The 26,904-nt window shown below is 58.6% G+C and carries 22 protein-coding genes and 1 pseudogene; 11 read left to right on the plus strand and 12 right to left on the minus strand.

All coding sequences use genetic code 11. The features are described 5' to 3' along the window. The first annotated feature begins 34 nt into the window (after window positions 1-34). Together DQN55_RS11750 and DQN55_RS11755 are read left to right on the plus strand one after the other, a co-directional pair. Window positions 35-1,045: a zinc-dependent alcohol dehydrogenase family protein gene (locus tag DQN55_RS11750; protein ID WP_048379708.1), complete on the plus strand. Its 1,011-nt coding sequence runs from the start codon at window positions 35-37 to the stop codon at window positions 1,043-1,045. Between the two features lie 80 nt (window positions 1,046-1,125). After that, window positions 1,126-1,605, plus strand: coding sequence for a YbaK/EbsC family protein (locus DQN55_RS11755; RefSeq protein ID WP_048379705.1), 480 nt, complete (start codon window positions 1,126-1,128; stop codon window positions 1,603-1,605). Window positions 1,606-1,678: 73 nt separating this feature from the next. Here the strand turns inward: DQN55_RS11755 and pgm are convergent, their stop codons facing one another. Next, window positions 1,679-3,319 (minus strand): phosphoglucomutase (alpha-D-glucose-1,6-bisphosphate-dependent), encoded by a 1,641-nt coding sequence (gene pgm / locus DQN55_RS11760; RefSeq protein WP_048379703.1) that lies wholly within the window; start codon window positions 3,317-3,319, stop codon window positions 1,679-1,681. Window positions 3,320-3,580: 261 nt separating this feature from the next. On the opposite strand from pgm, the gene eco reads away from it, so the two are divergent. Beyond that, window positions 3,581-4,063, plus strand: coding sequence for a serine protease inhibitor ecotin (gene eco / locus DQN55_RS11765; protein ID WP_048379701.1), 483 nt, complete (start codon window positions 3,581-3,583; stop codon window positions 4,061-4,063). A gap of 64 nt (window positions 4,064-4,127) precedes the next feature. Next, window positions 4,128-4,451 (plus strand): DUF2834 domain-containing protein, encoded by a 324-nt coding sequence (locus DQN55_RS11770; protein ID WP_048380629.1) that lies wholly within the window; start codon window positions 4,128-4,130, stop codon window positions 4,449-4,451. 43 nt (window positions 4,452-4,494) lie between these two features. Here the strand turns inward: DQN55_RS11770 and DQN55_RS11775 are convergent, their stop codons facing one another. From DQN55_RS11775 to DQN55_RS11805, 6 genes are all read right to left on the minus strand, one after another. Continuing rightward, a complete protein-coding gene (locus tag DQN55_RS11775) occupies window positions 4,495-5,646 on the minus strand; it encodes a PQQ-dependent sugar dehydrogenase (protein ID WP_048379699.1) in 1,152 nt (383 codons plus the stop codon). Between the two features lie 567 nt (window positions 5,647-6,213). After that, window positions 6,214-6,672 carry a hypothetical protein gene (locus tag DQN55_RS11785; protein WP_231995573.1) on the minus strand — a complete coding sequence of 153 codons (459 nt, stop codon included), beginning with the start codon at window positions 6,670-6,672 and terminating at the stop codon, window positions 6,214-6,216. Window positions 6,673-6,920: 248 nt separating this feature from the next. Beyond that, entirely contained in the window at window positions 6,921-7,238 is a 318-nt protein-coding gene (gene hdeA / locus DQN55_RS11790) for an acid-activated periplasmic chaperone HdeA (protein ID WP_048379695.1), read from the minus strand. Between the two features lie 326 nt (window positions 7,239-7,564). After that, a complete protein-coding gene (locus tag DQN55_RS11795) occupies window positions 7,565-8,107 on the minus strand; it encodes an anti-virulence regulator CigR family protein (RefSeq protein WP_048379692.1) in 543 nt (180 codons plus the stop codon). Between the two features lie 500 nt (window positions 8,108-8,607). Next, on the minus strand, window positions 8,608-9,024 hold the full coding sequence (locus DQN55_RS11800) for a COG3650 family protein (RefSeq protein ID WP_053070899.1): 417 nt from the start codon (window positions 9,022-9,024) through the stop codon (window positions 8,608-8,610). A gap of 498 nt (window positions 9,025-9,522) precedes the next feature. Further along, window positions 9,523-9,786: a DUF2798 domain-containing protein gene (locus tag DQN55_RS11805; protein WP_048379689.1), complete on the minus strand. Its 264-nt coding sequence runs from the start codon at window positions 9,784-9,786 to the stop codon at window positions 9,523-9,525. A 118-nt stretch (window positions 9,787-9,904) separates the two neighbouring features. On the opposite strand from DQN55_RS11805, the gene DQN55_RS11810 reads away from it, so the two are divergent. Further along, window positions 9,905-10,849 carry a LysR family transcriptional regulator gene (locus DQN55_RS11810; RefSeq protein WP_048379687.1) on the plus strand — a complete coding sequence of 315 codons (945 nt, stop codon included), beginning with the start codon at window positions 9,905-9,907 and terminating at the stop codon, window positions 10,847-10,849. A gap of 14 nt (window positions 10,850-10,863) precedes the next feature. On the opposite strand, the gene DQN55_RS11815 is transcribed toward DQN55_RS11810, so the two are convergent. Beyond that, entirely contained in the window at window positions 10,864-11,427 is a 564-nt protein-coding gene (locus DQN55_RS11815; protein ID WP_048379685.1) for an AAA family ATPase, read from the minus strand. 69 nt (window positions 11,428-11,496) lie between these two features. Here DQN55_RS11815 and DQN55_RS22415 point away from each other — a divergent pair. The 3 genes and pseudogenes from DQN55_RS22415 to DQN55_RS11830 form a co-directional block, all read left to right on the plus strand. Continuing rightward, window positions 11,497-11,730 (plus strand): annotated as a pseudogene (locus DQN55_RS22415) (hypothetical protein); the annotation flags it as partial. A 12-nt stretch (window positions 11,731-11,742) separates the two neighbouring features. Continuing rightward, on the plus strand, window positions 11,743-13,329 hold the full coding sequence (locus tag DQN55_RS11825) for an ABC-F family ATPase (protein ID WP_074702935.1): 1,587 nt from the start codon (window positions 11,743-11,745) through the stop codon (window positions 13,327-13,329). A 160-nt stretch (window positions 13,330-13,489) separates the two neighbouring features. Next, entirely contained in the window at window positions 13,490-14,677 is a 1,188-nt protein-coding gene (locus DQN55_RS11830; RefSeq protein ID WP_048379681.1) for an MFS transporter, read from the plus strand. Between the two features lie 88 nt (window positions 14,678-14,765). On the opposite strand, the gene DQN55_RS11835 is transcribed toward DQN55_RS11830, so the two are convergent. Then, window positions 14,766-15,377, minus strand: a complete 612-nt coding sequence (locus DQN55_RS11835; RefSeq protein WP_048379680.1) for an FMN-dependent NADH-azoreductase — start codon at window positions 15,375-15,377, stop codon at window positions 14,766-14,768. Between the two features lie 130 nt (window positions 15,378-15,507). On the opposite strand from DQN55_RS11835, the gene DQN55_RS11840 reads away from it, so the two are divergent. After that, on the plus strand, window positions 15,508-16,416 hold the full coding sequence (locus DQN55_RS11840; RefSeq protein ID WP_048379678.1) for a LysR substrate-binding domain-containing protein: 909 nt from the start codon (window positions 15,508-15,510) through the stop codon (window positions 16,414-16,416). Between the two features lie 11 nt (window positions 16,417-16,427). After that, window positions 16,428-16,787 (plus strand): MmcQ/YjbR family DNA-binding protein, encoded by a 360-nt coding sequence (locus tag DQN55_RS11845; RefSeq protein ID WP_172601056.1) that lies wholly within the window; start codon window positions 16,428-16,430, stop codon window positions 16,785-16,787. Window positions 16,788-16,791: 4 nt separating this feature from the next. Here DQN55_RS11845 and DQN55_RS11850 read toward each other — a convergent pair whose 3' ends face one another. Then, window positions 16,792-17,157, minus strand: coding sequence for a DUF1294 domain-containing protein (locus tag DQN55_RS11850; RefSeq protein ID WP_048380622.1), 366 nt, complete (start codon window positions 17,155-17,157; stop codon window positions 16,792-16,794). An 80-nt stretch (window positions 17,158-17,237) separates the two neighbouring features. Next, window positions 17,238-18,068: an undecaprenyl-diphosphate phosphatase gene (locus DQN55_RS11855; protein WP_048379676.1), complete on the minus strand. Its 831-nt coding sequence runs from the start codon at window positions 18,066-18,068 to the stop codon at window positions 17,238-17,240. 293 nt (window positions 18,069-18,361) lie between these two features. Between DQN55_RS11855 and DQN55_RS11860 the strand changes: the two genes are divergently transcribed. After that, entirely contained in the window at window positions 18,362-19,996 is a 1,635-nt protein-coding gene (locus tag DQN55_RS11860; RefSeq protein ID WP_048379674.1) for a methyl-accepting chemotaxis protein, read from the plus strand. A 33-nt stretch (window positions 19,997-20,029) separates the two neighbouring features. Here DQN55_RS11860 and DQN55_RS11865 read toward each other — a convergent pair whose 3' ends face one another. Further along, the gene (locus DQN55_RS11865; RefSeq protein ID WP_053070898.1) at window positions 20,030-26,836 is read right to left on the minus strand and encodes a TcdA/TcdB pore-forming domain-containing protein; all 6,807 of its coding nucleotides are present in this window, start codon (window positions 26,834-26,836) and stop codon (window positions 20,030-20,032) included. Window positions 26,837-26,904 lie beyond the last annotated feature (68 nt).

Genomic DNA, 26,904 nt, shown 5'->3' on the forward strand with positions numbered 1-26,904 from the left:
TATTTTACGTAATGTGAAAACATGAGGACCTCCCATGAGCACCAGAACCATCATCGTCCAACCTGGCGGCGGATATGACAATGTCGTCATCGGCGAACGCGAAGTGCGTGCACCGGCCAGCGGAGAAATCACTGTACGTTTGTATGCCAACTCATTGAATTACCATGACTTTGCAGTCGTTAGCGGCATGTGGGGGCCTACTGAACCCCGCATTCCCATGGCAGACGGTGCCGGTGAAGTCATTGCCGTCGGTACTGATGTCAGCGAATTCAAGGTAGGCGATTCGGTGGTCAGCACCTTCTTCCCGGAATGGATTGACGGCACGCCGCTGGTTGAAGGTTTCGGCACTGTACCCGGTGACGGCATCGATGGTTATGCCCGCGAACAGGTCACGGCGAAGGCCACTTCGTTCACCCTCGCCCCTGCGGGCTGGAGCCATGCCCAGGCCTCGACCCTGACCACGGCAGGCCTGACAGCCTGGCGCGCCCTGATGGTCGATGACTCGCTCAAGCCGGGGGACACGGTGCTGCTGCAAGGTACCGGCGGGGTGTCGATATTCGCCCTGCAATTCGCCAAGATGGCCGGTGCTACGGTGATTGCCACCTCCTCCAGCGACGAAAAACTCGAGCGTCTGAAGGCTATGGGTGCGGATCACGTGATCAATTACCGCAAGGATACGCAATGGGGCGAGACTGCCCGCGCCCTGACCGGCGGCCGCGGTGTCGATCACGTCATCGAGGTTGGCGGCCCTTCGACGCTTGAACAGTCGATGATTGCCGTGCGGGTCGCAGGGCATATTTCGATCATCGGTATTTTGAGCGGTGTCAGCGGCGAGATGAACTTCGTCCCGGCCCTGATCAAGCAAGTGCGCTTGCAAGGCGTGTTGGTGGGCAGCCGCAGCCAGCAACAAGCCATGATCCGCGCCATCAATGCCAATGGCATGCGCCCGGTGATCGATCGTCACTTCCCGCTGAGCGAGATCGTCGAAGCCTTCAAATACCAGGAAACCAATCAGCACTTCGGCAAGATCTGCCTGGACATCTAAGCTGCAACAGCCTCCGGGCGCATTGACAATGCGCTCGGAGCTTCTCTAGATTCAGGCTTTTGCCCAAAGAGTCGAGCCTGATGAGCCTTGAATCCGTACGCGCTTTCTTCACCGCAAACGCCCCAGACCTGCACATCATCGAACTGGCCACCAGTACGGCGACCGTGGCACTGGCGGCACAAGCCCACGGGGTCGAACCCGGCCAGATCGCCAAGACCCTCGCTTTTCGGGTCGGTGAACGCAATGTGCTGCTGGTAGCCCGCGGCGACGCCCGCATCGACAACAAGAAGATCAAACATGCGCTCGGCAGCAAAGCCAAAATGCTGGATGCCGAAACTGTCGTAGCCCTCACCAGCCATCCGGTCGGCGGGGTTTGCCCGTTTGGGTTGGCGACGGATCTTGCTGTGTATTGTGATATTTCCCTGCAGGCCTTCACTGAAGTCATGCCCGCAGCCGGCGCGACGCATACAGCCGTGCGCATCTGCCCCACACGCATGGCTGAACTGGTCAATGCTCAATGGGTCGATGTGTGCCAGCCCACCGAAACCGCCTGCGCCTGAGCGGTTCCGGGCAATAAAAAAGCCTGACGCTCAATCAGGATTGAGCGTCAGGCCCTGTTCAGTGCTCACGAAATCAAGCGATGGCGTTATCCACCAGCACCTGGGCTTCCTCGACCAGACGGCTGAGGTGCTCATCGCCAATGAAGCTTTCGGCGTAGATTTTGTAGATGTCTTCAGTGCCCGAAGGACGTGCAGCGAACCAGCCGTTCTCAGTCATGACTTTCAGCCCGCCAATGGCCTGATTGTTGCCTGGCGCATGGCTGAGAATCCCGGTGATGGATTCGCCGGCGAGGGTCGTCGACGTGACCTGCTCAGGCGACAGCTTGCTCAATTGAGCCTTTTGCTGCGCGGTGGCCTTGGCATCGACCCGCGTCGAGAACGGCTGGCCCAACTCTTCGGTCATGGCCTGGTACAGCCGGGAAGGATCACGGCCGGTGCGCGCGGTCATCTCGGCGGCCAGCAGCGAAGGAATCAGGCCGTCCTTGTCGGTCGACCAGACAGTGCCGTCACGACGCAAGAATGAAGCCCCTGCGCTCTCTTCGCCGCCAAACCCCAGAGAACCTTCAAACAAGCCATCGGCAAACCATTTGAAGCCTACCGGCACTTCGTACAAGCGGCGGCCGAGGCGCGCACTGACGCGATCGATCAAGCCGCTGCTGACTACGGTTTTACCGACTGCGGCGTCTGCCCGCCATTGCGGCCGGTTCTGGAACAGATAATCAATGGATACGGCCAGGTAGTTGTTGGGGGCCAGCAAGCCGCCCGACGGGGTGACAATGCCGTGGCGGTCGTGATCCGGATCACAGGCGAAAGCGACGTCGAAGCGCTCCTTGAGCCCGATCAGTCCTTGCATGGCGTAGCTGGAGGACGGGTCCATGCGGATCCGGCCATCCCAATCCACGCACATGAAGCGGAACGTCGGATCGACCGCCGTGTTGACTACCTCAAGATTCAAGCCGTAATGCTCACCAATCGCAGACCAGTAGCGCACGCCCGCACCACCCAATGGATCAACACCAAGGCGCAGATTGGAGTCGCGCAGAAGATCCATGTCGATGACGTTTTTCAGGTCCGCGACATAGGTGTTGAGGTAGTCGTGGCGGTGGGTGGTACCAGCTTTCAACGCCTGCTCATAGCTGACACGCTTCACGCCCGCAAGCCTGGCGGCCAGCAATTCGTTGGCCTTGGCTTCGATCCATTTGGTGACATCGGTATCGGCCGGACCGCCATTGGGCGGGTTGTACTTGAAGCCACCGCTTTCGGGCGGGTTATGCGACGGCGTAATCACTACGCCATCGGCCAGGCCTGATGTACGACCGCGGTTGTAGCAAATGATCGCGTGCGAAATGGCCGGGGTCGGCGTGTACTCGTCGCCCGCTGCAATCATGGTTTCGACGCCATTGGCCGCAAACACTTCAAGCGCACTGGCGCCTGCCGGGGTGGACAGGGCGTGAGTATCGATGCCGACAAACAACGGGCCGTTGATGCCCTGTGCCTGGCGATAGAGGCAAATGGCCTGACTGATGGCCAGCACATGCCACTCATTGAAGCTCAGCTCAAACGAGCTGCCTCGATGCCCTGAAGTACCAAAGGCCACGCGCTGGTTGGCAATGGCGGCATCAGGTTGACCGGTGTAGTAGGCGGTCACCAGTCGCGCAACATCGACCAGCAACTGAGTCGGAGCCGGCTTGCCCGCAAGAGGACTGAGTGTCATGCAAAACCTCTGGAAATAAGTAATACGAAGAAAAAACGCAGCTTACTGGCAGTAAGACCATGGCGTGAAGCAATCTATCCCCGCCGGGTCGTCTGTTTTGCACTTAAACAGACAATTGGGCTCGGTGCCGGAGGATTTTGCATACTTCAAGCAGACCCGACACCCAAGGTGTTTGCATCCAGCCCTTGCGCGCAGCCAAACTATGCCAATGCACCGATTTTATCCGGATGCTTATATTCAGCCCTGAAATAAGGAAGCAGCATGAAACCACTCGTTATCAGCGCGGCGTTACTCATCTCGTTGAGTACGCTTTGCAGCGTGGCAAGCGCCGCCAAACTGGAAGATGTGGCGCCCTATCCTCAAGCCGAAAAAGGCTTTAGCCGCCAGGTCATCCACCTGCCAAAGCAGAAGAACGAAGACGACTACAAAGTTCAGGTCATCGCCGGCAAGACCTTGCAGGTCGACTGCAATAAACAGCGCCTGGGCGGCAAGCTGGAGGAGCAAACGCTGCAAGGCTGGGGTTACCCGATGTATCGCCTGAGCAAGGTCAGCGGCCCCATGAGCACCTTGATGGCCTGCCCGCAAGGCAAATCCCATCCTGAATTCGTGCCCGTGGTCGGTGACGGCTTCATGCTGCGTTACAACAGCAAACTCCCTATCGTGGTGTATGTGCCCAACGACATCGAAGTGCGTTATCGGATCTGGTCAGCCTCCAAACAGATCCGGCAGGCCAGCAGCGAATAAGACCGTTTAGCGCTCTCGCACACCGCACCCCGGTATCTCCCGCCCCGGACAAGGAATGTTCAACTTGAAACGTATCTTTCTGCCATTGCTGGCCCTGATCATTTTTGCCGCCTATACCTTCAGCGTCATGCTCCAGGCACAGGAATCCCTGCTCGACTTCGGCATTCGACTGATGTCGAAACCGGATACCGCACAAGTGGTCATCGACCTTTACCTGCTCGCGGCCCTGGCCTGTATCTGGATGTACAAGGATGCCCGCGGCCGCGGGAAGACCATGGCATCAGTGATCCCGTACTGGTTGATCACTGCGCTATTCGTTTCCATGGGGCCATTGTTGTATCTGGTGGTGCGTGGTCTGCAAGAGCACAAGGCAGCCCGCTCGCTTTAATGACACGGACCGGCCGGGAGTGCCCCGGCCGGTTCTCATCGGCTTACTTCAAACCCACCCGATACACCGCGCCGTCATCCTCATCGGTCAATACATACACATAGCCATCCGGGCCCTGGCGCACATCACGAATTCGCTCACCCAGATCGCCCAGCAAACGCTCCTCCTGCACCACCTTACCGCCATCCAGTTGCAGGCGAATCAGCGATTTATCGACCAGCGATCCCACAAAGAGACTGTGCTGCCACGGTTTGAAGCGCTCTGCATCGTAGAAGGCCATGCCGCTGATGCCGGGAGACTTCTCCCAGACGTGGTGCGGTACGACCGTACCTTCCAGGGTCTTGCCCCTCGCTTCGGAAATGGGCAGCGATGAATAATCAACGCCATGAGTTGCCAAAGGCCAACCGTAATTTTTGCCGCCTGTGATCACATTGACTTCGTCCCCGCCCTTCGGCCCGTGCTCATGGGTCCACAGCGTTCCTGTCCAGGGGTTCAACGCCGCCCCTTGCTGGTTGCGGTGCCCGTACGACCAGATCTCCGGACGGACGCCCTGCTGCCCCACAAACGGGTTGTCGGTCGGGACACGGCCATCAGGGTAAATACGCACGATTTTGCCCTGCAGCTTGTCGAGGTCCTGAGACGTCGGGCGCTGATTGTTTTCTCCCAGGGCGATAAACAGATAACCCTCACGATCAAACACCAGACGTGAGCCAAAGTGGTTGCCGGTAGAAAGCTTCGGCTCCTGACGGAAAATCACTTCAAAGTTACCGAGTTTGGTCATGTCCGCAGATAAACGACCACGTCCGACTGCTGTACCGGCCTTGTCGCCCTCTTTATCACCCTCTGCATATGACAGGTACACCAGCCGGTCCTTGTCAAAAGTGGGGGACAACACCACATCCAGCAGACCACCCTGCCCCTTGGCCCAGACCTGCGGCACGCCTGATAAAGGCGCCGACAGCTTGCCTCCCGGACTGACCACTCGCAGATTGCCCGAGCGCTCGGTTACCAGCATGCCCTGCTTGTTGGGCAAGAACGCCAGCGCCCATGGGTGATCCAGGTCTTCAACCACCTTGTCGACACTGACTGAAGCGGGCAAGACTGGAGCGGACTCCCCAGAGGCTGCATGGGCACCGATAGCCGCAGTGAGCAACGAGGTGGCGCACAACGTGGCCAGCATGTTTTTTTTCAACATGTGCGATTCCTTCTGCAATTAACGTTTGTCCCTGGGTTGTAGCGAGGGCGCGGTTGGCTTGAGCGTTTCGGGCAATGGCGGGTTACGGGGATAACCGTTGCCGATGGCACCGTTCTCGATGGAGGGCTGGCGCTGCGTGGGAGCCGTCGAGGGGCCTCTCACGGGGGGCGTGACGGGAACGGAGCCTTGTCGGCTGTTGGGGTTGATACGACGGATCGTATCGTTCCCGGGCCGGGAATCGGTGGGGAGTGTATTCCGGGCGACCTGAAGGGTCTGGCCCAAAGGCTGCAAGTCCTCACGGGCATGAGGCTGCGCCAGTAGCGGGGAGGCACTCACACTTCCCAGCAAAAGCAAAAAAAGACTGGATCCGGCAATATTCATGATGCCCTCCGCATGCTGACAGGTCGTCCACCTTTGACGAGGTATTGGCCAGCAGGTTCGGTTTTACGGCCAAACCAGGGGCATGTACACGAATTGAAATGTGACGTGGTGTTACGCGATCACTGGCATTTGGCACCAGAGCGCCTTAAACCCGCCTGCATGCACTGGCAGAACGGGTACTGGCTGTCACTCCGCGACTTCAGGCCCGATCTCGATCACTGTCGACTGCCGGGCCTCTTCCAGAAGGGCCTGGCGACAGACTTGATAACAGTCTTCGATATGACCGTTACCGACCATTTTCATCACCCCGAAGCTAATGGTTGCCGCGACGGCCTGCCCTACGAATGGCACAAAACGTACCACCGATTTGGTCGCGACCTTGGTTCCCATCTTGCGCAACAACGACATGACCAGAGTACGGCTGATGAACTTACCGATCACCTCACTGCCAATGCTGGTCACCGCGACCACAATCAAACGCTTGGAGCGTGTGTCCAATTGCTCGATTTGCTGGGGCGTCAAACCGAACTTGCTGTTGATGGCCGGGAGCATCTCGACCAACAGTGCCACATCGGTGCCAATATCCAGCCCGGGCAACGGGATTGCAGCAGCCCCCGCCGACACGGCCGAACGTTTGGTGACCATGGTCCTGCACTCGTCACGAATGCGATCAAGCTCGGCTAATGACCTGATTAACATAAGATTCCCCGACAGATAGAGATAAAACCAACGCAGTCTACTATGGCCTGCAGACCAAAAAGACAGGTCTGCTCCATGTAGAGGACTAACCGGGCAGGAAATTCAGAAAGGGGGCAGTAGATTTTTCGCCACAACGTGGCAAGGACCCAGGTTGAGCCTGTACTTTGCTCAAGTACAGGCCATTGAACGAAGGGTTAGGCGTCTTTTTTGACTTTAGACCACTCTTCCTTGAGTTTTTGTACAAAACTGGTTTTTTGATCCTTCTCGCACGCGGTTACGATGAGAGGGGTGATTTTTTCGACGCCATCCACATCCAGCACTGCATCTTCAACCTTGCCGCTCTTGTTAACGACTTCACCCAAGCCGACAGCTGTCGGTTTGAAACTGTCATCAACGGCCAGGAAATCTTCGCAGGTCCACTGTGAAACAGGCTGTTTAGTGTCGGCAGCCTGAGCCAAAGTAGAAAGTGCAGCCAAACTTACTGCTGCCATCATCAAGCAATGTTTTTTCATGAGAATATTTCCTTATACTCGAGTTAACGTTACTTTTCGTGTGCCGGAAAAAAACATAGTTGGAGAAGTCTGTTCTGTCAAAGAAATGGCCACCAGAGAATAGCCCGACGCTCGCGCGAGCTTCAAAAGATTGACAACGGTCAATTCAATACAAAAACATGTAACTCATTAAATCTTGCACTCGCCCACCAAGGCTGATAGACGGCCTTTATGGAGTGAGTCTTTTAAAGTGAACGATTCAATGAGCAATATTTAAGTTTTCAGCTGTCACTCGCCTGGCGGTATATCAGCCCCTGATACACCGCCAGGCAGGCTTTGCATATGCGTCAATCAAGCGCCCCGTTCAGCACCTCGTAAATAATCCCGGTCACGATCGCAACCAATATCAGATCGGTGCCGGCCTGACGCCATTCATAACCATCATAATGGGGCAGCCTGCCAAGTAGACGGCTGTCCAGCTTCTTGGCGATGCCAGGTGGCAGCGGCTTGCCCCGCGCCAGGTTTTTTTGTATGCCGGGCGGCAATGCCGGGCCTGGATTCCAGTAGTCCCGATAACCACCCAGCACCCCGAGAATGATGCCTCGATCAATACTGGGGCCGTGCCTCCAGTCACTGTCACCCGACATATTGCCCTGATTGCCCTGATTGCCCTGGTGACCCTGATTACCCTGGTGACCCTGATTGCCCTGACTCTTACCTTGATGACCTTGCTTGCCCTGGCCTACATTGGCTTTTCCGCCTTGAGAATTCCCTTTCCAATTACCCTGATCCTTGCCGTTCCCACCGCCCGGATCTGCCAGAGCCGGCGCAGAACCCGCAGCCAATGCCAGACAAGTGATAGCGGTTACCAAAATACGTGATTTGGACATGGCCGTACTCTCAGAAAGGGAATGCTCCCTTAAATATAGAGGTTAAAGTCAATTATAGTTCCGTGATCCGGGACAGCCGTCTATTCGCCACTCGTCCAAAACAGCATGTGAACACGCTAGAAGCCACAAAAGAGCATGTCAGCACGGGGGCAGGGGCACATCTTTTCAGGCTTGCAATCCCTCACAGGCTACCTAAACTCGAACCGCCGAAGTGAGGCTCCTTCCCTCGGTACTGGCCTGCCTGCCCCAACAGGCAGGCTTTTTTATTGGCCTGTCATCATTCAGCAATACCCATCAGAGAGAGTGGGATCAGCCAGAAGGATTTGGCAGTGTTATTGAGCGCCGGAGAGGCGCCGAGCTTTGATTCAGGCAAGCTGTTTCATCAGCATTTCAAGCCCGCCCTTGCGGGCTTTTTTTTGTTCTGATGAACCGACAAGGCCAGCATCGCACGCACCCTGTCACGTCAAGGTGGTTGCCTTGTTCATGGCACCCTGTGCAGCTCAGTTGCCGCCTGTCGCGCACCCTGTATTGGACTCTCCTGCATACGTCCAGACAGACGTATGCCCGAAAGTCTCTCCCGACATGGTGTCGGTACACGGTGCTGGCGTGATGATTAACGTGAATGCTTTATCCCCGTCTACACCACTGTATTTAACATCACCGTTCGCAATGACCTGATCCACGTTGAGCTGCTTGCCCTGTAAATGCTCAGGGGTTATCCAGGTTAACGTGGACTGGCTGGTTTTGATTGTCCAGAACGGCTCATTACCTCTTGCCACAAAGTGCACCCCGCCCCCGTCAACCGCCGACTTTACGGCTTTTGACGCCGACGAGACGTCAGGCCTTGACTGGCTGCAGGCCGTGACAGCCAGCCCTAATAAAATAATGCCCGACAATGAAAATACAGGCCTGTTCATGAGGCGGCTCCTTTGACTTTAATAATAACCCGGCAAAATAATTTAATTCCGGAGGAAATAACCCATACTGGGCGACCAGTATATACGCCGCTCAGAGCACACTCAAAACATGTTCTCTTTTGCGCACATGACAACTCGCAACGCTCTCCGGCAGACCTTATAACTTGCTTATATATGCTATAAATGAGAAAGTTGACGGTTGATTGTTTAGGAGAGCCGATATGACTACCTTTCAATTTCTAACCGGCATGATCTTTTGTTTTATAGGTCTTGGGGTAAGAGCTTATCTGGTGATGTTCAAGGATCAAGAGTCCGTGACAAGCCATTCAAAAAACAGGAAGAAACAGACTGCTTCTTCCGAAGATTAAACCTGCGAAGAGTAACGGGTGCCTCTCGGTGCGTGAACATGTTGCACGCCTGAACGCATCCCACTGACTGATTGCCCTGTTTCGTCTGTGACAGGCGAAACAGGGGACTGCTTTACCGCTGAAGGCTGCCTCAGTGGCGATGGACTGTCCACGCAACGAGCCGGGCAACAATCGGCCGTACGACGAGTACGCAGGCAAAGGCCGCCGGCATAGCCACGCGATACGCATTCATCACATTTTCCATGTAACGGTCATTCACGCCGAACTCGGCGACAGTGATCACCAGGCACATCAGAAACGCCATGATGGTCGCCATGTAAAAAGCAGAAACGTAGGGTGCAGCATGCTTTGGAAACAAACGCAGGGGCGTGTTTCCGGCTGTTCTCTCGGTCATCGACAAGTCCTTGGGGGAGAAAGAGCAACTAACCTAGCAAGCGCTCCTGCACGTCGGTAGACGCGTTACACTTGAAACATCCTTAAGTAAATCTTACGAATCGTGTACCGGGACTCGAATGGACATTCTGGGCTTGATCAATACCTATATTCGCGTCGTCGAAAACGGCAGCATTGCCGCAGCAGCCCGTGCCCACGGCATGAGCGCAGCCGCTGTGAGTCAGAGCATCAAGCGACTCGAAGCACACCTGGGTGTGCGCTTGCTTTCGCGCACAACCCGCAGCATGGCGCTCACCGAAAGCGGCAAGCGTTATTTCGAGAAAGTGCGGCACATCCCCCGCGATATCGAGCTCGCGTCGCAATCCGCTGCTGTGGCAACCCAGCCGCAGGGACCTCTCTGCATTGCCACTACGGCGGCATTTGGTCGTCACGTACTTGCACCGCTAATGCCCGCGTTTAAAGACACTTACCCACGCATCGAGATTGAGCTGATCAGCACTGACCGTCGAGTTGACCATCGGCTGGAGGGCGTTGATGTCAGTATTCGGATCGAAGCGCAGCTGAACGATCAACTGATCGCCCGTCCTGTCGCCTCGCGCCCGTTCGTCATCTGCGCATCGCCAGCGTACCTGGAGCGCGCGGGAACACCTGCCACACCGCAAGAGCTCGAACAGCACGCCTGCCTGGTTTTTCGGTATCCAACGGATGGTCGCTTTCTGCCATGGGGTTTTGTGCACAACGGCCAGCGCTTCGAGGTCAAGCTGAGACCGGGCTTCGTCTGCGATGACATTGATATCATCGCCCAGATCGCAGTCAACGGTGGCGGGATCGCACGACTCGCCAGCTTCATCGCTCAGCCCCTCATCGAAAGCGGCCGACTGCTGCCATTGTTCAACTCAAGCAACAGTAACGCCGCCGCTCCTGAACCCGAGCCAATGAATATCTATGCCTGCGTGACCGAGCACTCGGCATTGAATGCGAAGGTGCGCGCGTTTATCGACTTTCTTGAGCATGAGTTGCAACGCGAACCTCAGGCCAGGGCCCTGCTACGACCAGGGACGTAGGGCAACCAGGACGATTACGTCACGCTATCGATTCGCGGGTCACGTTGAGGGCCCAGGCCTTCAACGGCATCCAGTATGTGGCGCAACCGCTTCGCGATGGACATGTCCCCTTCCAGCCTGAGCACAGGGCAAGCGCGTTCAGACAGCCACTGTTGATGTTTGCCCAAGCTCCGCCCGGCATCGTTTCCAGCGTCATATTGAGCCGCCCAGGCCAGGAACTCCGGCCGGGCACTACCGAAGTGTTGTATTTCCCGTCGTTCAAGCCTTTGCAGCCTGAGTTCGACAGGCAGATAAAGAAACACCACCAGATCAAATTCATCCTCAAGCGCCTGCCCCCATCCCATGACGGAGCCCGCAACTACCGCGTGGCCAACGGAGCGTATTGTCTGCAGCAGGCGTTTGTCGCGCTGAGCCTTGTCTGCCAGATGTTGATACGGCGGACGGGTTGGTAACCACAGGAAGTCATCCGCTTCCAGGTGCGTTGCGCCCAACGCCGCTGCCAAAGCCTGCGCCAAGGTCGTGGTACCGGTGCCTGCGGCACCTGTAATCAGGATTTTACGGGCCGTGTCTTGGGTCATTTCACGTTGAACCGTCGGAGTTATCGAGGGGCTTGCCCCGGGAGAAACAGCCCTGCCGACCATCAGCGCCTGAAGATACGGCACAGACCACCATACAACTGTCGTCACACCTATGCGACAATACGCTCAATGTCCGGTTTGAATCCCGCCTTCATTTCCCAGCAGCTTGGCCGTAGCGCCCAAAAGTTGCTGTCGACGTATGCGCGCTGGATCAACTCAAGCTCAGATTGGAGCGAGCTGGAAAGCTCCGACTTGGTATCACACATTGGTATCGGCTTAAACCAGCGAACTCTAAGCTATTGATAGGTAAAGTAATTGATCTCCACAGCTAACATCACGATGCAGTTCGGCGCAAAGCCGCTATTCGAGAACGTTTCAGTAAAGTTTGGCGCAGGTAACCGTTATGGCCTGATCGGCGCCAACGGTTGCGGCAAGTCCACCTTCATGAAAATCCTCGGCGGGGATCTCGATCCGTCCGGCGGTCAGGTCATGCTGGAGCCGAACGTACGTCTGGGTAAGCTGCGTCAGGACCAGTTCGCCTACGAACAATTCACCGTGATCGACACTGTGATCATGGGTCACGAAGAGCTGTGGAAGGTCAAGGCTGAGCGCGATCGTATCTACTCGCTGCCGGAAATGACCGAAGCAGACGGCATGGCCGTAGCCGAACTCGAAACCGAGTTCGCTGAAATGGACGGTTATACCGCTGAATCCCGTGCCGGTGAACTGCTGCTGGGCCTGGGTATCGGCATCGAGCAACACAACGGCCCGATGAGTGAAGTCTCGCCTGGCTGGAAGTTGCGCGTATTGCTGGCGCAGGCGCTGTTTTCCGATCCGGAAGTCCTGTTGCTCGACGAACCGACCAACCACCTGGACATCAACACCATCCGCTGGCTGGAAAACGTGCTGACCCAGCGTAACAGCCTGATGATCATCATCTCTCACGACAGGCACTTCCTGAACAGCGTCTGCACCCACATGGCTGACCTGGATTACGGCGAACTGCGCCTGTTCCCGGGCAACTATGACGAGTACATGACCGTTGCGACCCAGTCGCGCGAGCAACTGCTGTCGGAAAACGCCAAGAAGAAAGCCCAGATCAACGAACTGCAAGCGTTCGTCAGCCGCTTCTCGGCCAACGCCTCGAAATCCAAGCAGGCCAGCTCCCGCGCCAAGGCGATCGACAAGATCACCCTGGCCGAGGTCAAGCCTTCTAGCCGTGTCAGCCCGTTCATCCGTTTCGAGCAGACCAAAAAGCTGCACCGCCAGGCGGTGATCGTCGAGCATATGGCTAAAGGCTTTGATGGCAAGACGCTGTTCAAAGACTTCAGCTTTACCATTGAGGCCGGTGAGCGCGTGGCGATCATTGGCCCGAACGGTATCGGTAAAACCACCCTGCTGCGTACGCTGGTCAACGAACTGACACCGGATGCCGGTACGGTCAAGTGGACTGAAGCCGCCGAGCTGGGCTACTACGCCCAGGATCACGCGCACGACTTCGAAGATGACTACACCCTGTTCGACTGGATGGGCCAGTGGACTCAAGGCGAGCAAATGATTCGCGGCACTTTGGGCCGCATGCTGTTCTCCAACGACGACATTCTCAAGTCGGTCAAGGTCATTTCCGGTGGTGAGCAAGGCCGCATGCTGTTCGGCAAGCTGATCCTGCAGAAGCCGAACGTACTGATCATGGACGAACCGACCAACCACTTGGACATGGAATCCATCGAAGCGCTGAACCTGGCCCTCGAAAACTATCCGGGCACCCTGGTCTTCGTCAGCCATGACCGTGAGTTCGTGTCCTCGCTGGCCACTCGTATCATCGAGCTGAGCCCAAGCGGTGTTATCGACTTCAGCGGTACGTACGATGACTACCTGCGCAGCCAGGGCGTTGTGTTCTGATTTCAGACACGGCGTGAGCTGAGCAAGACGTCATACTGAAAACCCCGTCCTGGTGACGGGGTTTTTCATGCCTGTTCCCTTCACATTCGTTAGCCTGCTTCCTTTTACGGCGCGCCCGCGCCATCATGCGTTCATCGATTGTCAGCCGGACGCTCCGTTTATGCCTGCGCAACACCCTTCCCGTGCAAGCTCCTTCTCGGTCACCCTGCAAATCCTGTCGATCGTGTTCTATACCTTCATTGCCTTTATCTGTATCGGGCTGCCGATTGCGGTATTGCCCGGCTACGTGCATGACCAACTGGGCTTCAGTGCCGTGGTCGCGGGGCTGACCATTGCGTCCCAGTACCTGGCTACCCTCCTCAGTCGTCCCTCTGCCGGGCGCCTGGTCGACAACCTCGGGACCAAACCCGCCATCGTCTACGGCCTGATCGGTATCGCCATCAGCGGCGTGCTCACCTTCCTGGCGGTTGCACTTGAAGACTGGCCATTACTGAGCCTGTTGATCCTGATCAGCGGACGGATTTTCCTCGGCATCGCCCAAGGACTGATAGGTGTAGGGACGATCAGTTGGGGAATTGCGCAGGTCGGCTCCGAACATACCGCCCGTGCTATCGGCTGGAACGGTATCGCTTCCTATGGCGCCATTGCCATTGGCGCACCGCTGGGGGTCGTGATGGTCGACAGGCTGGGGTTCTTAAGTCTGGGCGTGACCCTGTTGCTGCTGGCGTTGCTGGCGCTGCTGCTGATCCGCAAAAAGCCTTCGGTCCCGGTGATTCGCGGCGAACGCCTGCCTTTTTGGTCCGTATTCGGCCTTATCGCGCCCTACGGTATCAGCCTGACACTGGCCTCCATCGGTTACGGCACGCTGACCACGTTTATTACCCTGTTTTATCTCGATCGTGGCTGGGTCGGGGCCGCTTATTGCCTGACGGTATTTGGCGTGTGCTTTATCCTCGCCCGCTTGATCTTCACCAATAGCATCAACCACCTGGGCGGCTATACCGTGGCCATTGCCTGTATGGCCATTGAGGCTATTGGCCTGACGCTACTGTGGCTGGCGCCATCGACTGCGTTTGCCCTTGTCGGGGCAGGCCTGGCGGGCTTTGGCCTGTCGCTGGTGTACCCGGCGCTTGGGGTTGAAGCGGTCAAGCAGGTCCCTACCCCCAGCCGCGGTGCCGGGCTGAGCGCTTATGCAGTGTTTTTTGATCTGGCGCTGGCCATTGCGGGGCCCGTCATGGGCGCCATTGCCTTGAACATGGGTTACTCGTGGATCTTCTTCGTTGCCGCGCTTCTGTGCTGCCTGGGACTGCTGCTAACGCTGGGGCTGTCCCGCCGGTCGCGCGCCTGACTCAGGACAGACGCAAAAAAGCCCTGCATCCCGAGCCGTTTAAAGTCTCGGGAATACAGGGCTTGATGCACGTAACGGTGCTGGCTGCTTAGGCGGCGCGGAACAAGTCCTGGCTGATCTGCGCCTGGGCATCGTTCATCGCCTTGCTGCGGACTTCATCGCCATACGCCAGGCCGTGGGCGCGGACGAACTCGATGTCAGTGATGCCCATGAAGCCCAACATCACCTTCAGGTAGTCTTCGTGGGCCACACCAGTGGCCTGGCCAACATGCATCCCGCCAGCGGTCGACACCACGATCACCTTCTTGTTGCCGCACAGGCCTTCCGGGCCGGCTTCGGTATAGCGGAAGGTCTGGCCAGCGACAGCCACACGGTCAATCCAGGCTTTGAGCTGGGTCGCAATGGTGAAGTTGTACATGGGCGCCGCAATGACCAGTGCATCGGCAGCCAGAAACTGCGCAAGCGTCTGGGCACTGACATCGGCTTCATGCTTCTGTGCCGCGTCACGCAATTCAGCCGGGGTACCTGCAGCGACCAGCGTGGCGGCCGAGAAGTGTTCAATGGCTTCGGCCGCCAGGTCACGGTAGCTGACCTCAACGCCTGGCTCTGCGGCCTGCCATGCCTTGACTACTTCGCTGCTCAACTGACGCGAAGCAGAGTTATCGCCCAGGATGCTTGAATCGATATGCAAAAGTTTCATGGTGATCTCCAGAGGTGAGGATCGCCGCCGGCGATCAAGTGGAGGTGATACTACCGGCGAATCCAATCGACGATAAGTCAGCCAATATGCGATAGTTCGTCCTATCTGCAGGACAGTGAGCCAAACCCCCATGCAAGACCTTAACGACCTGTACTACTTCGCCAAGGTTGTCGAAGCCGGTGGATTCGCCGCCGCCGGCCGTGTACTCGGCATTCCAAAATCCCGCTTGTCACGCCGTGTTGCAGAACTCGAAGAGCGTCTAGGTACCCGCTTGCTACAGCGCACCACGCGCCAACTGAAACTGACGGCGGTAGGCGAACGCTACTTGCGCCATTGCCAGGCGATGCTGCTTGAAGCCGAAATGGCCGATGAGGCCGTTGCCAGCATGTCGAGTGAACCCCGAGGTCGCTTGCGCGTCTCCTGCCCTGTGGGCCTGGCCCATGAAATCATGCCCGGGGTCATCAGCTCTTTTCTGCAGGCCTACCCGCACGTGCAACTGGACGTCAGCCTGCTGAACCGGCGGGTCGACCTGATCACCGAAGGCATTGACGTAGCCCTGCGTGTGCGTGAACTGGGGGATGAAGACCCGTTACTGGTGACACGGCGCTTGCGCCAGGCCCAGACTGTCATGGTCGCCACCCCGGAATTTGCCCGGCAATGGCCGATCAATAGCCCCGAAGACCTGAAGAATGTTCCACTGCTGGGGGCACTGGAAGCCGACCGCATGGTTCATCTGCGCATGCTCGACGAACAGGGCAAGCCAAGCGACCTGGTACTGGAAGCACGGTTGGGTATCGATGACTTTATTGTGCGCAAGGCCTGTACCTTGTCAGGAATCGGGTTCACGGTATTACCCATGATGTACTGCGAGCAGGAACTGCAGGAGGGTCAACTGGTACAACTGTTGCCCAAATGGTCATTGCCGGGTGGCTGGCTGCATGCGGTATACCCGCATCGACGCGGGGTAATGCCTGCCGTACGGGCCTGGATCGAACATTTGGTCGTGTCATTCGAACGCTGTGGAGACAAATTGCTATGACCCGCGCTCCGATTAAACAGGCAAGCATGAGCAAACAAGACGTGGCCGAGTTCTGCCGCAGTTTGCCGGGTGTGCAAGAGGATGTGAAATGGGGCGGCGTCGAGGTGTTCTTTATCGACCAGAGCAAGATGTTTGCCCTGTTCAACCTGAACACCGACGGTTTGTCGTTCAAGGTCGAAAAAGATCTGTTCCTGGGCTATGTCGATCGCCCGGGCATACGCCCGTCGCCGTATCTGGCGCGGGCGTACTGGATCAACATGCAGGCACCCTACCCCATGGGTGCTGAAGAGCTGCAGGATTTACTACGCCGCTCTCATCAACTGGTGGTGAGCAAGCTGCCGAAAAAGCGCCAGATCGGCTTGCTGCTCTAAACTGCTACAGCCCGGAAAAGGCCGTCTTCAAGAACAGGACGTCAATCCAGACCACCAGGTGCACGGTCACTATCAGCCAGAACATCACCTGATAAGACACCTTGCGAGTCTTGTGGCGCAATAGCTGCTGCGCCACCAGGGCGCCCGGCCAGCCCCCCAGCAGCTCAACCGCATGCAGGACCTTTTCCGGGGTACGCCATTGACCGGTACTTGCCTGATGCTTGTCGTACCAATACAGGCCGAACGCAACGCCGCTGGCGATTCCATAAGCCAACAGAGGAACCCGGGTAACACCGTTAAGCCAGAGGCTCAGCGCGCCGCCTATCGGTAACGCGCACAACAGTGCGAACAGCGGCAACTTGAACTTCAGCCCGCGAACCTGCGAGCTCCGTTGTGCCGGTTTGCCCGTACGCTCCCGGCGTTGCCCCGGGTTTTCATTGACGGTTTTTTTCACGCTGCGGCCGCTGTCCAGTCAATCCAGCCAAACTGCCAGGTGGCCAGAATCAGCAGGCCAAAGCCGATGCGGTACCAGGCAAACAACGCATAGCTGTGGTTGGAAATGAACTTGAGCAAGCCCCGTACGGCAATCATCGCGAAAATGAACGAGGTCACAAAACCAATCGCGAACACTGGCAGATCGTCAGGCTGGAACAGGTCACGGTACTTGTAGCCCGAGTACACCGCGGCGCCCACCATGGTCGGCATCGCCAGAAAGAAGGAAAACTCGGTGGCCGCCTTGCGGGACAAACCGAACAGCAAACCGCCGATGATGGTCGAACCCGAACGCGAAGTGCCGGGAATCATGGCCAGGCATTGCGCAAAACCGATCTTCACCGCATCTTTCCAGTTCATCTCATCCACTGTTTCGGTGCGGATGACATGTTGACGGCGTTCGGCCCACAACATGATGACCCCACCAATAACCAGTGCAGTGGCAACGGTGATCGGGTTGAACAGGTATTCATGGATCATGTCGGCGAAAATCACCCCCAGCACGACAGCCGGCAGCACCGCGATGATCAGGTTGACGGTAAAGCGACGTGCCTGGGGTTGAGTCGGCAAACCGACGACAACGTCGATGATCTTGCGGCGAAACTCCCAGACCACCGCCAGAATCGCACCCAGTTGAATGATGATGTTGAACGCCATGGCGCGCTCGCCGCCAAAGTTCAACAAGTCCGCGACAATGATTTGGTGACCGGTACTCGAGATTGGCAAAAATTCCGTCAGGCCCTCAACGATACCGAGTATCAATGCCTGTACGGCTGTCCAAAGATCCATCGTCCCCCCATAAAGCTCAGCATCATGCCGAGCTGCTTAGTCAGAAATAGGTGTGTGCAACCGCTGCCACAGGGATCGTGCCTGCAGGTGTACGTTTTCACCCGAGCAGAGTGAAAAACCGTCGGATTATCAATAAAGATGCAGCTTTACGAATTGCGGCCGAGATCCTATCAGACACGTTGCACTTTCGCTGCTATGACACATGACGCAATTTTCATGACGGGTTCTGTCGTTGACTGCCGGGTACCTGCTCATGGATGACAACAAGAATAAAAAACAGGGGTGACTGCTTTATGAATACCTTACGCAGACTGTCCATCAGCCAGCGGCTGTGGCTGATTTTGATCGTGGCAATGGCCATGTTGTTGGCGTTGGGTTTGTTGATGCTCAAACAGCTCCATGACGATCTCTATCAAGGCAAGGCACAACAGACCCGGAATGTGGTGCAAGCCGCCAGCGGTATACTCACCTACTATCAGGGACTGGAAAGTACCGGCACGCTGACACGGGCTGCGGCGCAGCAGCAGGCACTGACCACAATCAGCCAATTGCGTTACGACCACGACGACTATTTCTGGATCAACGACCTGCGTCCCTTCATGGTCATGCATCCCACCAACCCCACGCTCGACGGTAAAGACCTGTCCGCGATCAAAGACCCTGACGGCTTTGCAATTTTCAATGAAATGGCCAGGCTCGCCCAGACCAAGGGCGGTGGCATGGTCGATTACCGCTGGCCCAAGCCTGGCGCTGAAGCCCCGGTACAAAAAACTTCTTACGTGCAATTGTTTGAGCCCTGGGGTTGGGTCATCGGCTCTGGCGTGTATATCGACGACATGCAGGCCGAATTCCGGGCCCAGGTGTGGAAGGCCTGCTGGGCGGGCCTGGGGATTGCGCTGATCATGGCAGCACTGGTGACGGTCATCGCCCGCAGCATCGTGCGCCCCCTGCAAGAGGCCGTCCATGCCATGGCCAATATCGCCAGCGGTGAAAGCGACCTGACCCGCAACCTCGATACCCATGGGGAGGATGAGGTCACGGCACTGGCCCGGCACTTCAATGATTTTGTCGCCAAGCTGCGCCGCGTGGTCAGCCAGCTGCAAGCCACCGCCATTGCACTGGACCAGTCTTCAACCACGCTGGGCAGCGACGCCACGGACGCGCAACAACGCAGCCAGCAGCAAGCCCTGGAAATGGATCAGGTTGCGACCGCGATCAATGAAGTGACGTACGCCGTGCAAGAAGTGGCCAGGAATGCCGAGCACGCCGCCAGCGAAATGCGCGGAGCCCAAAGCCAGGCGGAGCAAGGCCAACAGAACATCGACAGCAGCCTGCAGCAGATCAATCAATTGTCAGGCACCATCGGCCAAGCCGTGGAGGTCATTCGTACACTGGCGAGCCAAAGCAGCGAAATTGGCAGCGTGCTGGAGGTGATCCGCTCCATTGCCGAACAAACCAACCTGCTGGCGCTCAATGCGGCGATAGAGGCAGCACGTGCCGGCGAGCAAGGCCGGGGATTTGCCGTCGTGGCCGATGAAGTGCGCCTGCTGGCACAGCGCACGCAAAAATCGACCGCCGAAATCCAGACCATGATCGAGGGCTTGCAGGCTCATTCCGAGGCGGCAGTCGATGTGATCGGCAGCAGCAATCGAGCTTCGCAAATAACCATTGAGCAAGCGTCCCGGGCCGGAGACAGCCTGACCCGCATTGGCCAGGCCCTGAGCACTTTGAATGGACTGAACGCTTCGATTGCCAGCGCCACGCTGCAACAGGCCCATGTCGTGGAAGACATCAATCAAAATGTCACCCGGGCGGCCGGGCTCTCGCAGAGTACCGCGCTGGCCGCCGAGCAATCGAGTACCGCCAGCCTTCATCTCAAGGGGTTGAGTGCCGAGCTCAGCGGGTTGCTGCGTCAATTCAAAGCGTAAACGCTTGCGCCCGTGCCAGCCCGCTGCTGGCACTCATTCCACAGCCCCGCTCAACGCCGCCAGGCTGGGGCCTCGGGAACGGTCGACGGCACTGGCCACCCCCCGCCATTGCCGACTGGCTCCCGAGTCAACGTGCCCGTCACGCTGCCCCGCATACTTGAGCATGTTTTTAAGCAGCTGACTGAGCGGCACGACAAACCCGGGGTCAGGCAGCTCGATCAACAGGTCGCCTGCCTGACGATGAAATGCCTGGCGCACCACGAGCAAGGTCTGCGCTGTGGCATCCATCAAGACCAGATCGTCGTCATGACGACTGACCCGGATCTTTCCGGGATCATCCACTGGCAGGCTCAGACGGTGCAGGTGCTGAACCTGCGGCGTGTACTCGATCACCAGCGTACGGTAATGCGCCCAGGCGCTCTTGCTGAAGAAAAATGTATCGCCATGACTGCCAGCACCGATCACCACGCTGTCGACCCCTCTCAACTTCAAGGGCTTGATGCTTCCGGGGCCAGCACCTTGAAGCAACAACACCGCCCCCACGCGCTGGACACGACCAAAGCGACTCACGTGCTGTACCGTGCCGTTCCCGTCGATGTGATACAGCGCCGCAGCAACGGGACTGTACACGTAGGCGTCCTTGTTGCTGATTCCCGCCCCGACAAATTGCAGAGTGTCTGCATGGGGAATCCCCCCCGCCGAAACCAGCAAACCGCTACCCGCTTCAAACCAGCGGCCAGTGCCCTGCAAGGTGAGCACGCCCGTACATCGCCAACGTCGGGCAAGTGCCACGAGTGCCTCTGACAAGTCGGGCAAGTTGGCCTGCTGCCATTCGGCATCGTATGCCTGCCCTCGCCGCCCTGGCTCAACGGCCTCGTACTGCCAGGCTTGGTCGACCCCTGTCAGTTGCAGCTCGCCGCTGCGGGTACGCACGACAATTTCGCCCTGGCGCGTGGTCAGCCGCAACCCGGCGTCAACCTGCTGGACCGCTTTCAACCGCAATGACGGCACTAACTCACGGGGCGCAGGAAGGTGTACACCGGCTTTAAGGACCGTGCCGGCTCCAAAAGCTTTTGCCCTGTCATCCAGAGGCAGCGGCGGCTGAAAATACAACGTGCCGCTCTCGGGTTCAAACAGGCGGGCACTGCTGCCGTCCGCTTCGAATCCGAGGAACTGCAGCGCCTTGTCTTGCAGGGGCGGCGCGGCCACGACCAGTTGGCCCTTGTGGTACCACACCGGCAGCACCTGCATGCCCTCGGCAGCCTGTACACCGAATACCGCAAGCGTGGCACTAGCGTCCGTGACGGTATCAAGCGCTTCCCACCAGCAGGCCTGCCCCTTGAGCCAATGTGGATTGACCGCTTCAGTGTGCAGCCGGCCCCATTCATCGACACGGGCCACTCGCCCGTCTGCGGTGATGGCAATCAAATTGCCGTCTGCCTGCAGCAAATTCGCCAACGGCGGACAGATGATCCGCCTTGTACTGGGCAGGTTGGCATCAAGGCGTTCCGCGCCAGGCCCGACCTGGCGGAAAAGCACCTGCTCTGCCTTGCTGTAAAAGAAAAACACCTCGCCACCGCCGGAGCGGGTCAGATTGCCCGCGAGCACCAGATCAGACGGGATCGGCCACGCGCTGCGGGGCTGCTGGCTTGCGCTCTGGTGCCCGGCATGACCTGCCGGGGGTTCAAGGTTGGGCTTGATCAGCACACTGTCCGCAGTGCGTAGCCAGTACCGATGATCAACACTTTCGGCATCTGTGCCATATACCAGCACCAGCGGCGCAATGGCCGGCTCAATCAAGCGGTCGAGGGTTTGCCCCGGCGGACTGTGCCGGTATCCACTGAGGATGGCCGAATACTGCGAACGCAGCGCCAGTTGCTTGAGCAGATGGTCATCCCCCTTCATGCGTACTAGCGCCATTTCAGGGCCCTGGATCTGGTAGATCAGCTCGGTTTCCGGGGTGCCTGAAGGTGGCTGGCGCTGCGTGAGGTAGACCTTGTCGCCCTCCTGCCAGAGCCGGATCGCCTGCGCGCCGTGCAACCGGCTCTGGGGATGGAATTGCCCGCGCAACTGTCCGCTGGCGACATCGACCCGCCAGGCGATCCCGGCCTGAGCACTATGGAAATAGGCATGCTTATCGGTGACAGCACCCAGCCAGGCATCCCGGGTCACTGCCTGCGGGCTGTCGGTGAACAGCATTCGCGCCTTGCTCACGTCGTAAAACCCCCGGCCTACAGGCCGCCCTTGATGCTGGTAGTTCTCAACCTGCACATATTGCCCGTGCAGTTGGTGGGCACTTGCCAGGGCCTGCAGGTGCTGCTCGAAGCGCGTGCCCTGTGCGCCCCACTGAGCGGCATCCAGGCTCTCCACTTCGCTGGTTTGAGTCATGCAGTTGAGGCGATGACCTTCACGGTTATGCTTGAGCACCCGCAGACAACAGGCATGTACAGGATCCAGCTCGATAAGTACCCCGCCTGCCACCAGCCGGTACTGACGGACACTCACACCGTCGGCTTGCAGTTGAGGCGCCAGGAACAGGAGTTCATCACTGTGCAACTGGCGGGTATCGATCAGCCACTCCGAGGGCAGACCACTGACCAGTCGCACGCTCACACCCTCCCGGAGTTCAAGCAGGTAGTCACCTGTATCACCCGCACCCGTAAAGGAATAGGTCAGGTAACCCTGCAACGCTTCGGGCAGCTCGGGCACCAGCAGGTGCCGGGGACCCGGGCCAAGGATCACATCGACCGTGGTCGGTACATATTCCTGGCGTATCCGGCGAATGATCTGCTCGCCCGGGAAGACATAAAAGTCGTAAGCGAACCGCTCGCTTTCAAGCCTGCGAATCACCTCGAAGCCCGGATCATCACGAAAAGTGGCAAAAGGCAGCAGCCCGTAGTCGTGAGCGATCCACGACATGGGGGTCGCCGGCAGGATGATCGACCGGGCATCGCTATACGCCAAGGGCTGCCGGCTGGCGACATACCCAATGCCGCTGCGCACCTCGATGGCATGCTCACGGTCAAGGTCAATCTGTGGCAGGTCGCCGATCCAGGCAGATTGCGTGCTGTAGATGTACTGGCTGCCAAAGGTCACACTCCCCTCAACCAGGTCAAGGCGGCTGATCACCGCGCCCGCCAGCGGCACCAGTACCTGGCGCGTGTCGTCATAGCGATAACCCCTGGCCTTGTAGGCGCTGTCGACCTGCAGGAAATAGCGACCCACCGCTCTGGCATCGTCTGCCACAGCGCCAAATGCCTGTGCCAGCGCCACAAATCCCACCGACAGTCCGCCCAGGATCGTCACTGTGCTACCCAACACCGCAGAGGCCGTGGAGGCGCCCATCAAGCCGCTGGTAACCCCGGCGACGCCAGTGACCAGGCTTGCCGAATCGAACGCCAGCAGAGTGCCGTGAACCGCCCGTTGCAGCTCATTTCCGGCATAAGCCAGCTCGTAGATGTCCAGGCCGACCATGACTTCTGCGAAGACCAGGCTGACCTCTTCATTTGTCCGAGCCAGGAGCGCGGCCACGCCCTTGAGTGATTCCCCGGTACTCAGCACGTCCTCACGCAAGGCGGTACGTGCCAGCTCCAGCACACGGATTGCATCCTGCGCGGCGCCCTGTGCCATCTGCACCGCCGTGAAATAGCTGTGAATCTTGAGCAGTGCTGCGCGCTCCGATGAAACGAAGGGCTGCACTGGCCCTTGGCGTTTCTTATCGGCAAACCATTGAATCAGCGCCTTGATCGCAAACCCGGCATTCAGACCGTCAACGTGCGCATCGGTCATGTTCCGTGACACGGCTGTACCGGAAGGCGGGCGCAGACGGCGCATCTGCGTATCGAGGTAACGGCAAAATTCGGCAAAGACTGACGCTTCGCTGTTCACCCAACGGGTCCGGCCGGGGTATTCACTGTCGATAAACTGCACCCGGTAGCGGTCTTCGCCGTGATGCTCGGTGTTATCGAGCACGGGGAACCAGCGGTGGTCCAGGCCCGCTTCGTGCTTCAACCGACTGCTGGCCGCATGAAAACGCGCCCCCCAACGCTCTGCCTCCAGCATCGCCAGCGCCCTGCGCATGGGCAGATCCTCGGCCAGTCGGACATGCGCGGCGACTGCAGTGTCGACCTGTTGCCGCTGTCCGACGATATCGGCCAGTTCATCCGGCCGGCTCAGATCAGCGACCTGCAAGCCATAGCCCAACGGAATGGAGGCCATCTTGCGCGTATCGATTTCGACCAGCCTGAAGCCGGGCTGCGGAAGGCTGCCGTAAGCGGCATACAAACCCGCCAGCCCGGCCTCCAGCAAGTGCTGCTGCAAGGCCTGGAACAGGCGCTCGGTCTCATCGAATGCGAAAACCCCGAGGTTGGGGTCATAGAAGTAGTCACGGCGCACACCTGCCCCCACCACACAGCCCAGCAGCATCGAGTGAGTGCGGGTATTGAGCGCAAACATCGTGGTGCTGCCGGCGGCTTTGAACCGTGACGCCACCTCGGGCAAGGTGAAGGTACCGGTGCTGCTGGACGCTTGAACCGCCGCCAGATTGGCATGCAGCGTTTGCAGGCTGTATTTGAACAACGTGGCGCTGCCCCCCGTCGGATCGGCGGCGGCCAGGAACAGCTTTTGCACCAGGGCGTCCGCGCCAGTTTCACCGCCGATCGCCAGCGCAACAGCCATGGCCCTCACCAAGGGATAGCAACGGCCTCCGAAAGGGTCGCCCACACGCGACAGGTAAATATCCTGCGGCACAAGACGCTCGAAACGACTCCCGGCCTGCTGAAAATGCTCGCACAACACAGCCGACTGCCGGAGCACCTGTTCGAGATAGTCAGCCTGGCGGTCAGCGGGTACCCGTCCTGCACTCTGCAGCGACCTGTCATCACTCAACAACACGGCTGACAGGCCACCGCTGGCCTTGATCTGCTGCCACAACCAGGTTTTTTCGACACTCTGCGCCTCCCCCAGCACGGTATAGAAATACGCCTGGTAGTAATCGATCGTGTCGTTCAGCCGGCTGATCTGCTCGTCGACGAAACCCTTTCGGCCTGACCCCGGGCGCTCGGCATACAGGCTTTGACGCTTGGCGAGCACCCCTTGCAGGTCAGTATCGAGCCTGCCGTACAGCTCGCTGCGCAAAGCATTCCAGCCCGCCAGCGCCGGATGCTCGGGGCTGAACGCGCCACCGCTGTACACCCCCTCGATGGCCGCAGGCACTGGCAGTTGAAACTTGCCGGCCAAGCGCCTCAACTGACGATGAACCTGCTCGCGGTAAGCAGTGAACTCAAGCTGTTTGCGCTGCAGCACGCGGGGCTCTGGCCCATGAACCGACACGGTCGACCCGTTACTGCGCAGCATCGGCCAGACATGATCGCCGACGCGCTGATACGCCTGACGCTGAAGTACCAACTGCCAGTCACCCTGGGTGTAATGCATAAAGACCGACGCCAGGCCTTCTGCCGTACCCGGCACCTGGTAGTCCAGATAATCGACGGCACACACCACATCGTCATACAGCAGCGAGCTGTTGACCCGGCCGTCGTGGTAAACCCGGTACATCGTGGGGCTCAGCCGGGTGACCACCACCGAACAGCCGGACAGCGTCCCGGTAAACACAAGACTGCCGGCTGGCGCCTGGCGGGGAATATCGACATAAGCAGGCTGCGCATTATCCTGGTTGGCGCCCTCGTACCCGAGAAAATACGCCGGCACGCTATTGGCAGCAGACCCGGACGTGGCCGGTTCAACTTCGTACAACCGGGGCCCGACCTTCACCAGTTGCGCGTGCCCTTCGGCCGGCAGCCTTCGCACCGACCTGCCCAGGCTTTCGGCGCTGAACACATTGGCACCGGCAAACGCCACAGGGTCCGCAATGAAACGATGAATATCGTCGCTGCCCGGGCGGGATGCGTACCCGCCACTCGTGGGTATCAGCCCGCCTTTGAGTTGCCGGTCCCATACCGCTTGGGCCAGCACTGCCGGGGTGTGTACGTCATAACCGCGCACGAGCAAGGCATAGGGCAAGGTCTGTTCAATCGGCGAGTTGGTCAGCATCGCCCGGGCGCAGGCCGTGGCAACCCGCCCCGCAAGGGCCTGGCCGTAACTGCCGGACCCGCTCTCGATCGTCTCGGCATAGAAAATCCCTTTTGCCACGCGATACATGCCGGGCGGCGCATGATCGACGCGCATTGTCTCGGGCAAGCGCCCGGCGAACCCTGCTGCGACGGCTGACACCTGCCCGCTTCCGGCAACCGACAGATCGACAACGGCGTACACGTCCCCCCTGCCCAAGCGTACAGGCCCGGGAATCCGGGCCTGTACCAGCCAGCCTTGGGCGTCCTCGCTGAACATGTGAGCTAGGGCCAGGGCCAGTGTGTTGATGTACAGCGGGTCGACCTTGAGGGTCAGTTGCGCCCCCGTACTGGAACGCACAGGCTGATCGCCGGTACGCCTGGGCGTCATGACCAGATCCCGTGGCGTATCCCACGCATCCGGCAGAAGTGAATGCAGCGGCCTGTCCTCTGCCCCGTATTCGCGGATCTCGATCGTGGCGGTGTGAGCATCCAGTGCCAGCAGGTAATCGAAGTACTGGCGTTTTTCACCCGCGGCCGCGTCACTGCCTGCCGCCCCGGCGTTGCAGTAGTGCGCGTAGGCCGCGCGCGCCAACCGCTGCTCGAGGCTCCGGTAATCGGCAATGTCCGGGGCCGTCCACGGGGTATCGGCGGGCTTTTTCAGCGCGAGGACCAAGGCCTTGATGCCGGGCGTGTTGCACACGCGGTTAAACACCTGGCGGGCGAATTCGAGAAGAGAACGGTAACTGTCGCTTTGCGGGACGTTGGGCATGACTGAGGCCTGGAACAAAGACCTGATGATGCGGATTCGGGTCGCCTGCCCGGGAGTAGATAGATATC

It is taken from the genome of Pseudomonas taetrolens (assembly GCF_900475285.1).
Lineage (GTDB): Bacteria > Pseudomonadota > Gammaproteobacteria > Pseudomonadales > Pseudomonadaceae > Aquipseudomonas > Aquipseudomonas taetrolens.

Bases quoted from the DNA above. Each gene is read 5' to 3' on its own strand.
- DQN55_RS11775 (WP_048379699.1), bottom strand. From the start codon at position 5,646: ATGTTGAAAAAAAACATGCTGGCCACGTTGTGCGCCACCTCGTTGCTC.
- eco (WP_048379701.1), top strand. From the start codon at position 3,581: ATGAAACCACTCGTTATCAGCGCGGCGTTACTCATCTCGTTGAGTACG.
- DQN55_RS11860 (WP_048379674.1), top strand. From the start codon at position 18,362: ATGAATACCTTACGCAGACTGTCCATCAGCCAGCGGCTGTGGCTGATT.
- DQN55_RS11795 (WP_048379692.1), bottom strand. From the start codon at position 8,107: ATGTCCAAATCACGTATTTTGGTAACCGCTATCACTTGTCTGGCATTG.
- DQN55_RS11800 (WP_053070899.1), bottom strand. From the start codon at position 9,024: ATGAACAGGCCTGTATTTTCATTGTCGGGCATTATTTTATTAGGGCTG.
- DQN55_RS11805 (WP_048379689.1), bottom strand. From the start codon at position 9,786: ATGACCGAGAGAACAGCCGGAAACACGCCCCTGCGTTTGTTTCCAAAG.
- DQN55_RS11865 (WP_053070898.1), bottom strand. From the start codon at position 26,836: ATGCCCAACGTCCCGCAAAGCGACAGTTACCGTTCTCTTCTCGAATTC.
- DQN55_RS11830 (WP_048379681.1), top strand. From the start codon at position 13,490: ATGCCTGCGCAACACCCTTCCCGTGCAAGCTCCTTCTCGGTCACCCTG.
- DQN55_RS11840 (WP_048379678.1), top strand. From the start codon at position 15,508: ATGCAAGACCTTAACGACCTGTACTACTTCGCCAAGGTTGTCGAAGCC.
- pgm (WP_048379703.1), bottom strand. From the start codon at position 3,319: ATGACACTCAGTCCTCTTGCGGGCAAGCCGGCTCCGACTCAGTTGCTG.
- DQN55_RS11815 (WP_048379685.1), bottom strand. From the start codon at position 11,427: ATGACCCAAGACACGGCCCGTAAAATCCTGATTACAGGTGCCGCAGGC.
- hdeA (WP_048379695.1), bottom strand. From the start codon at position 7,238: ATGAAAAAACATTGCTTGATGATGGCAGCAGTAAGTTTGGCTGCACTT.
- DQN55_RS11810 (WP_048379687.1), top strand. From the start codon at position 9,905: ATGGACATTCTGGGCTTGATCAATACCTATATTCGCGTCGTCGAAAAC.
- DQN55_RS11755 (WP_048379705.1), top strand. From the start codon at position 1,126: ATGAGCCTTGAATCCGTACGCGCTTTCTTCACCGCAAACGCCCCAGAC.
- DQN55_RS11750 (WP_048379708.1), top strand. From the start codon at position 35: ATGAGCACCAGAACCATCATCGTCCAACCTGGCGGCGGATATGACAAT.
- DQN55_RS11785 (WP_231995573.1), bottom strand. From the start codon at position 6,672: ATGGTCACCAAACGTTCGGCCGTGTCGGCGGGGGCTGCTGCAATCCCG.
- DQN55_RS11855 (WP_048379676.1), bottom strand. From the start codon at position 18,068: ATGGATCTTTGGACAGCCGTACAGGCATTGATACTCGGTATCGTTGAG.
- DQN55_RS11835 (WP_048379680.1), bottom strand. From the start codon at position 15,377: ATGAAACTTTTGCATATCGATTCAAGCATCCTGGGCGATAACTCTGCT.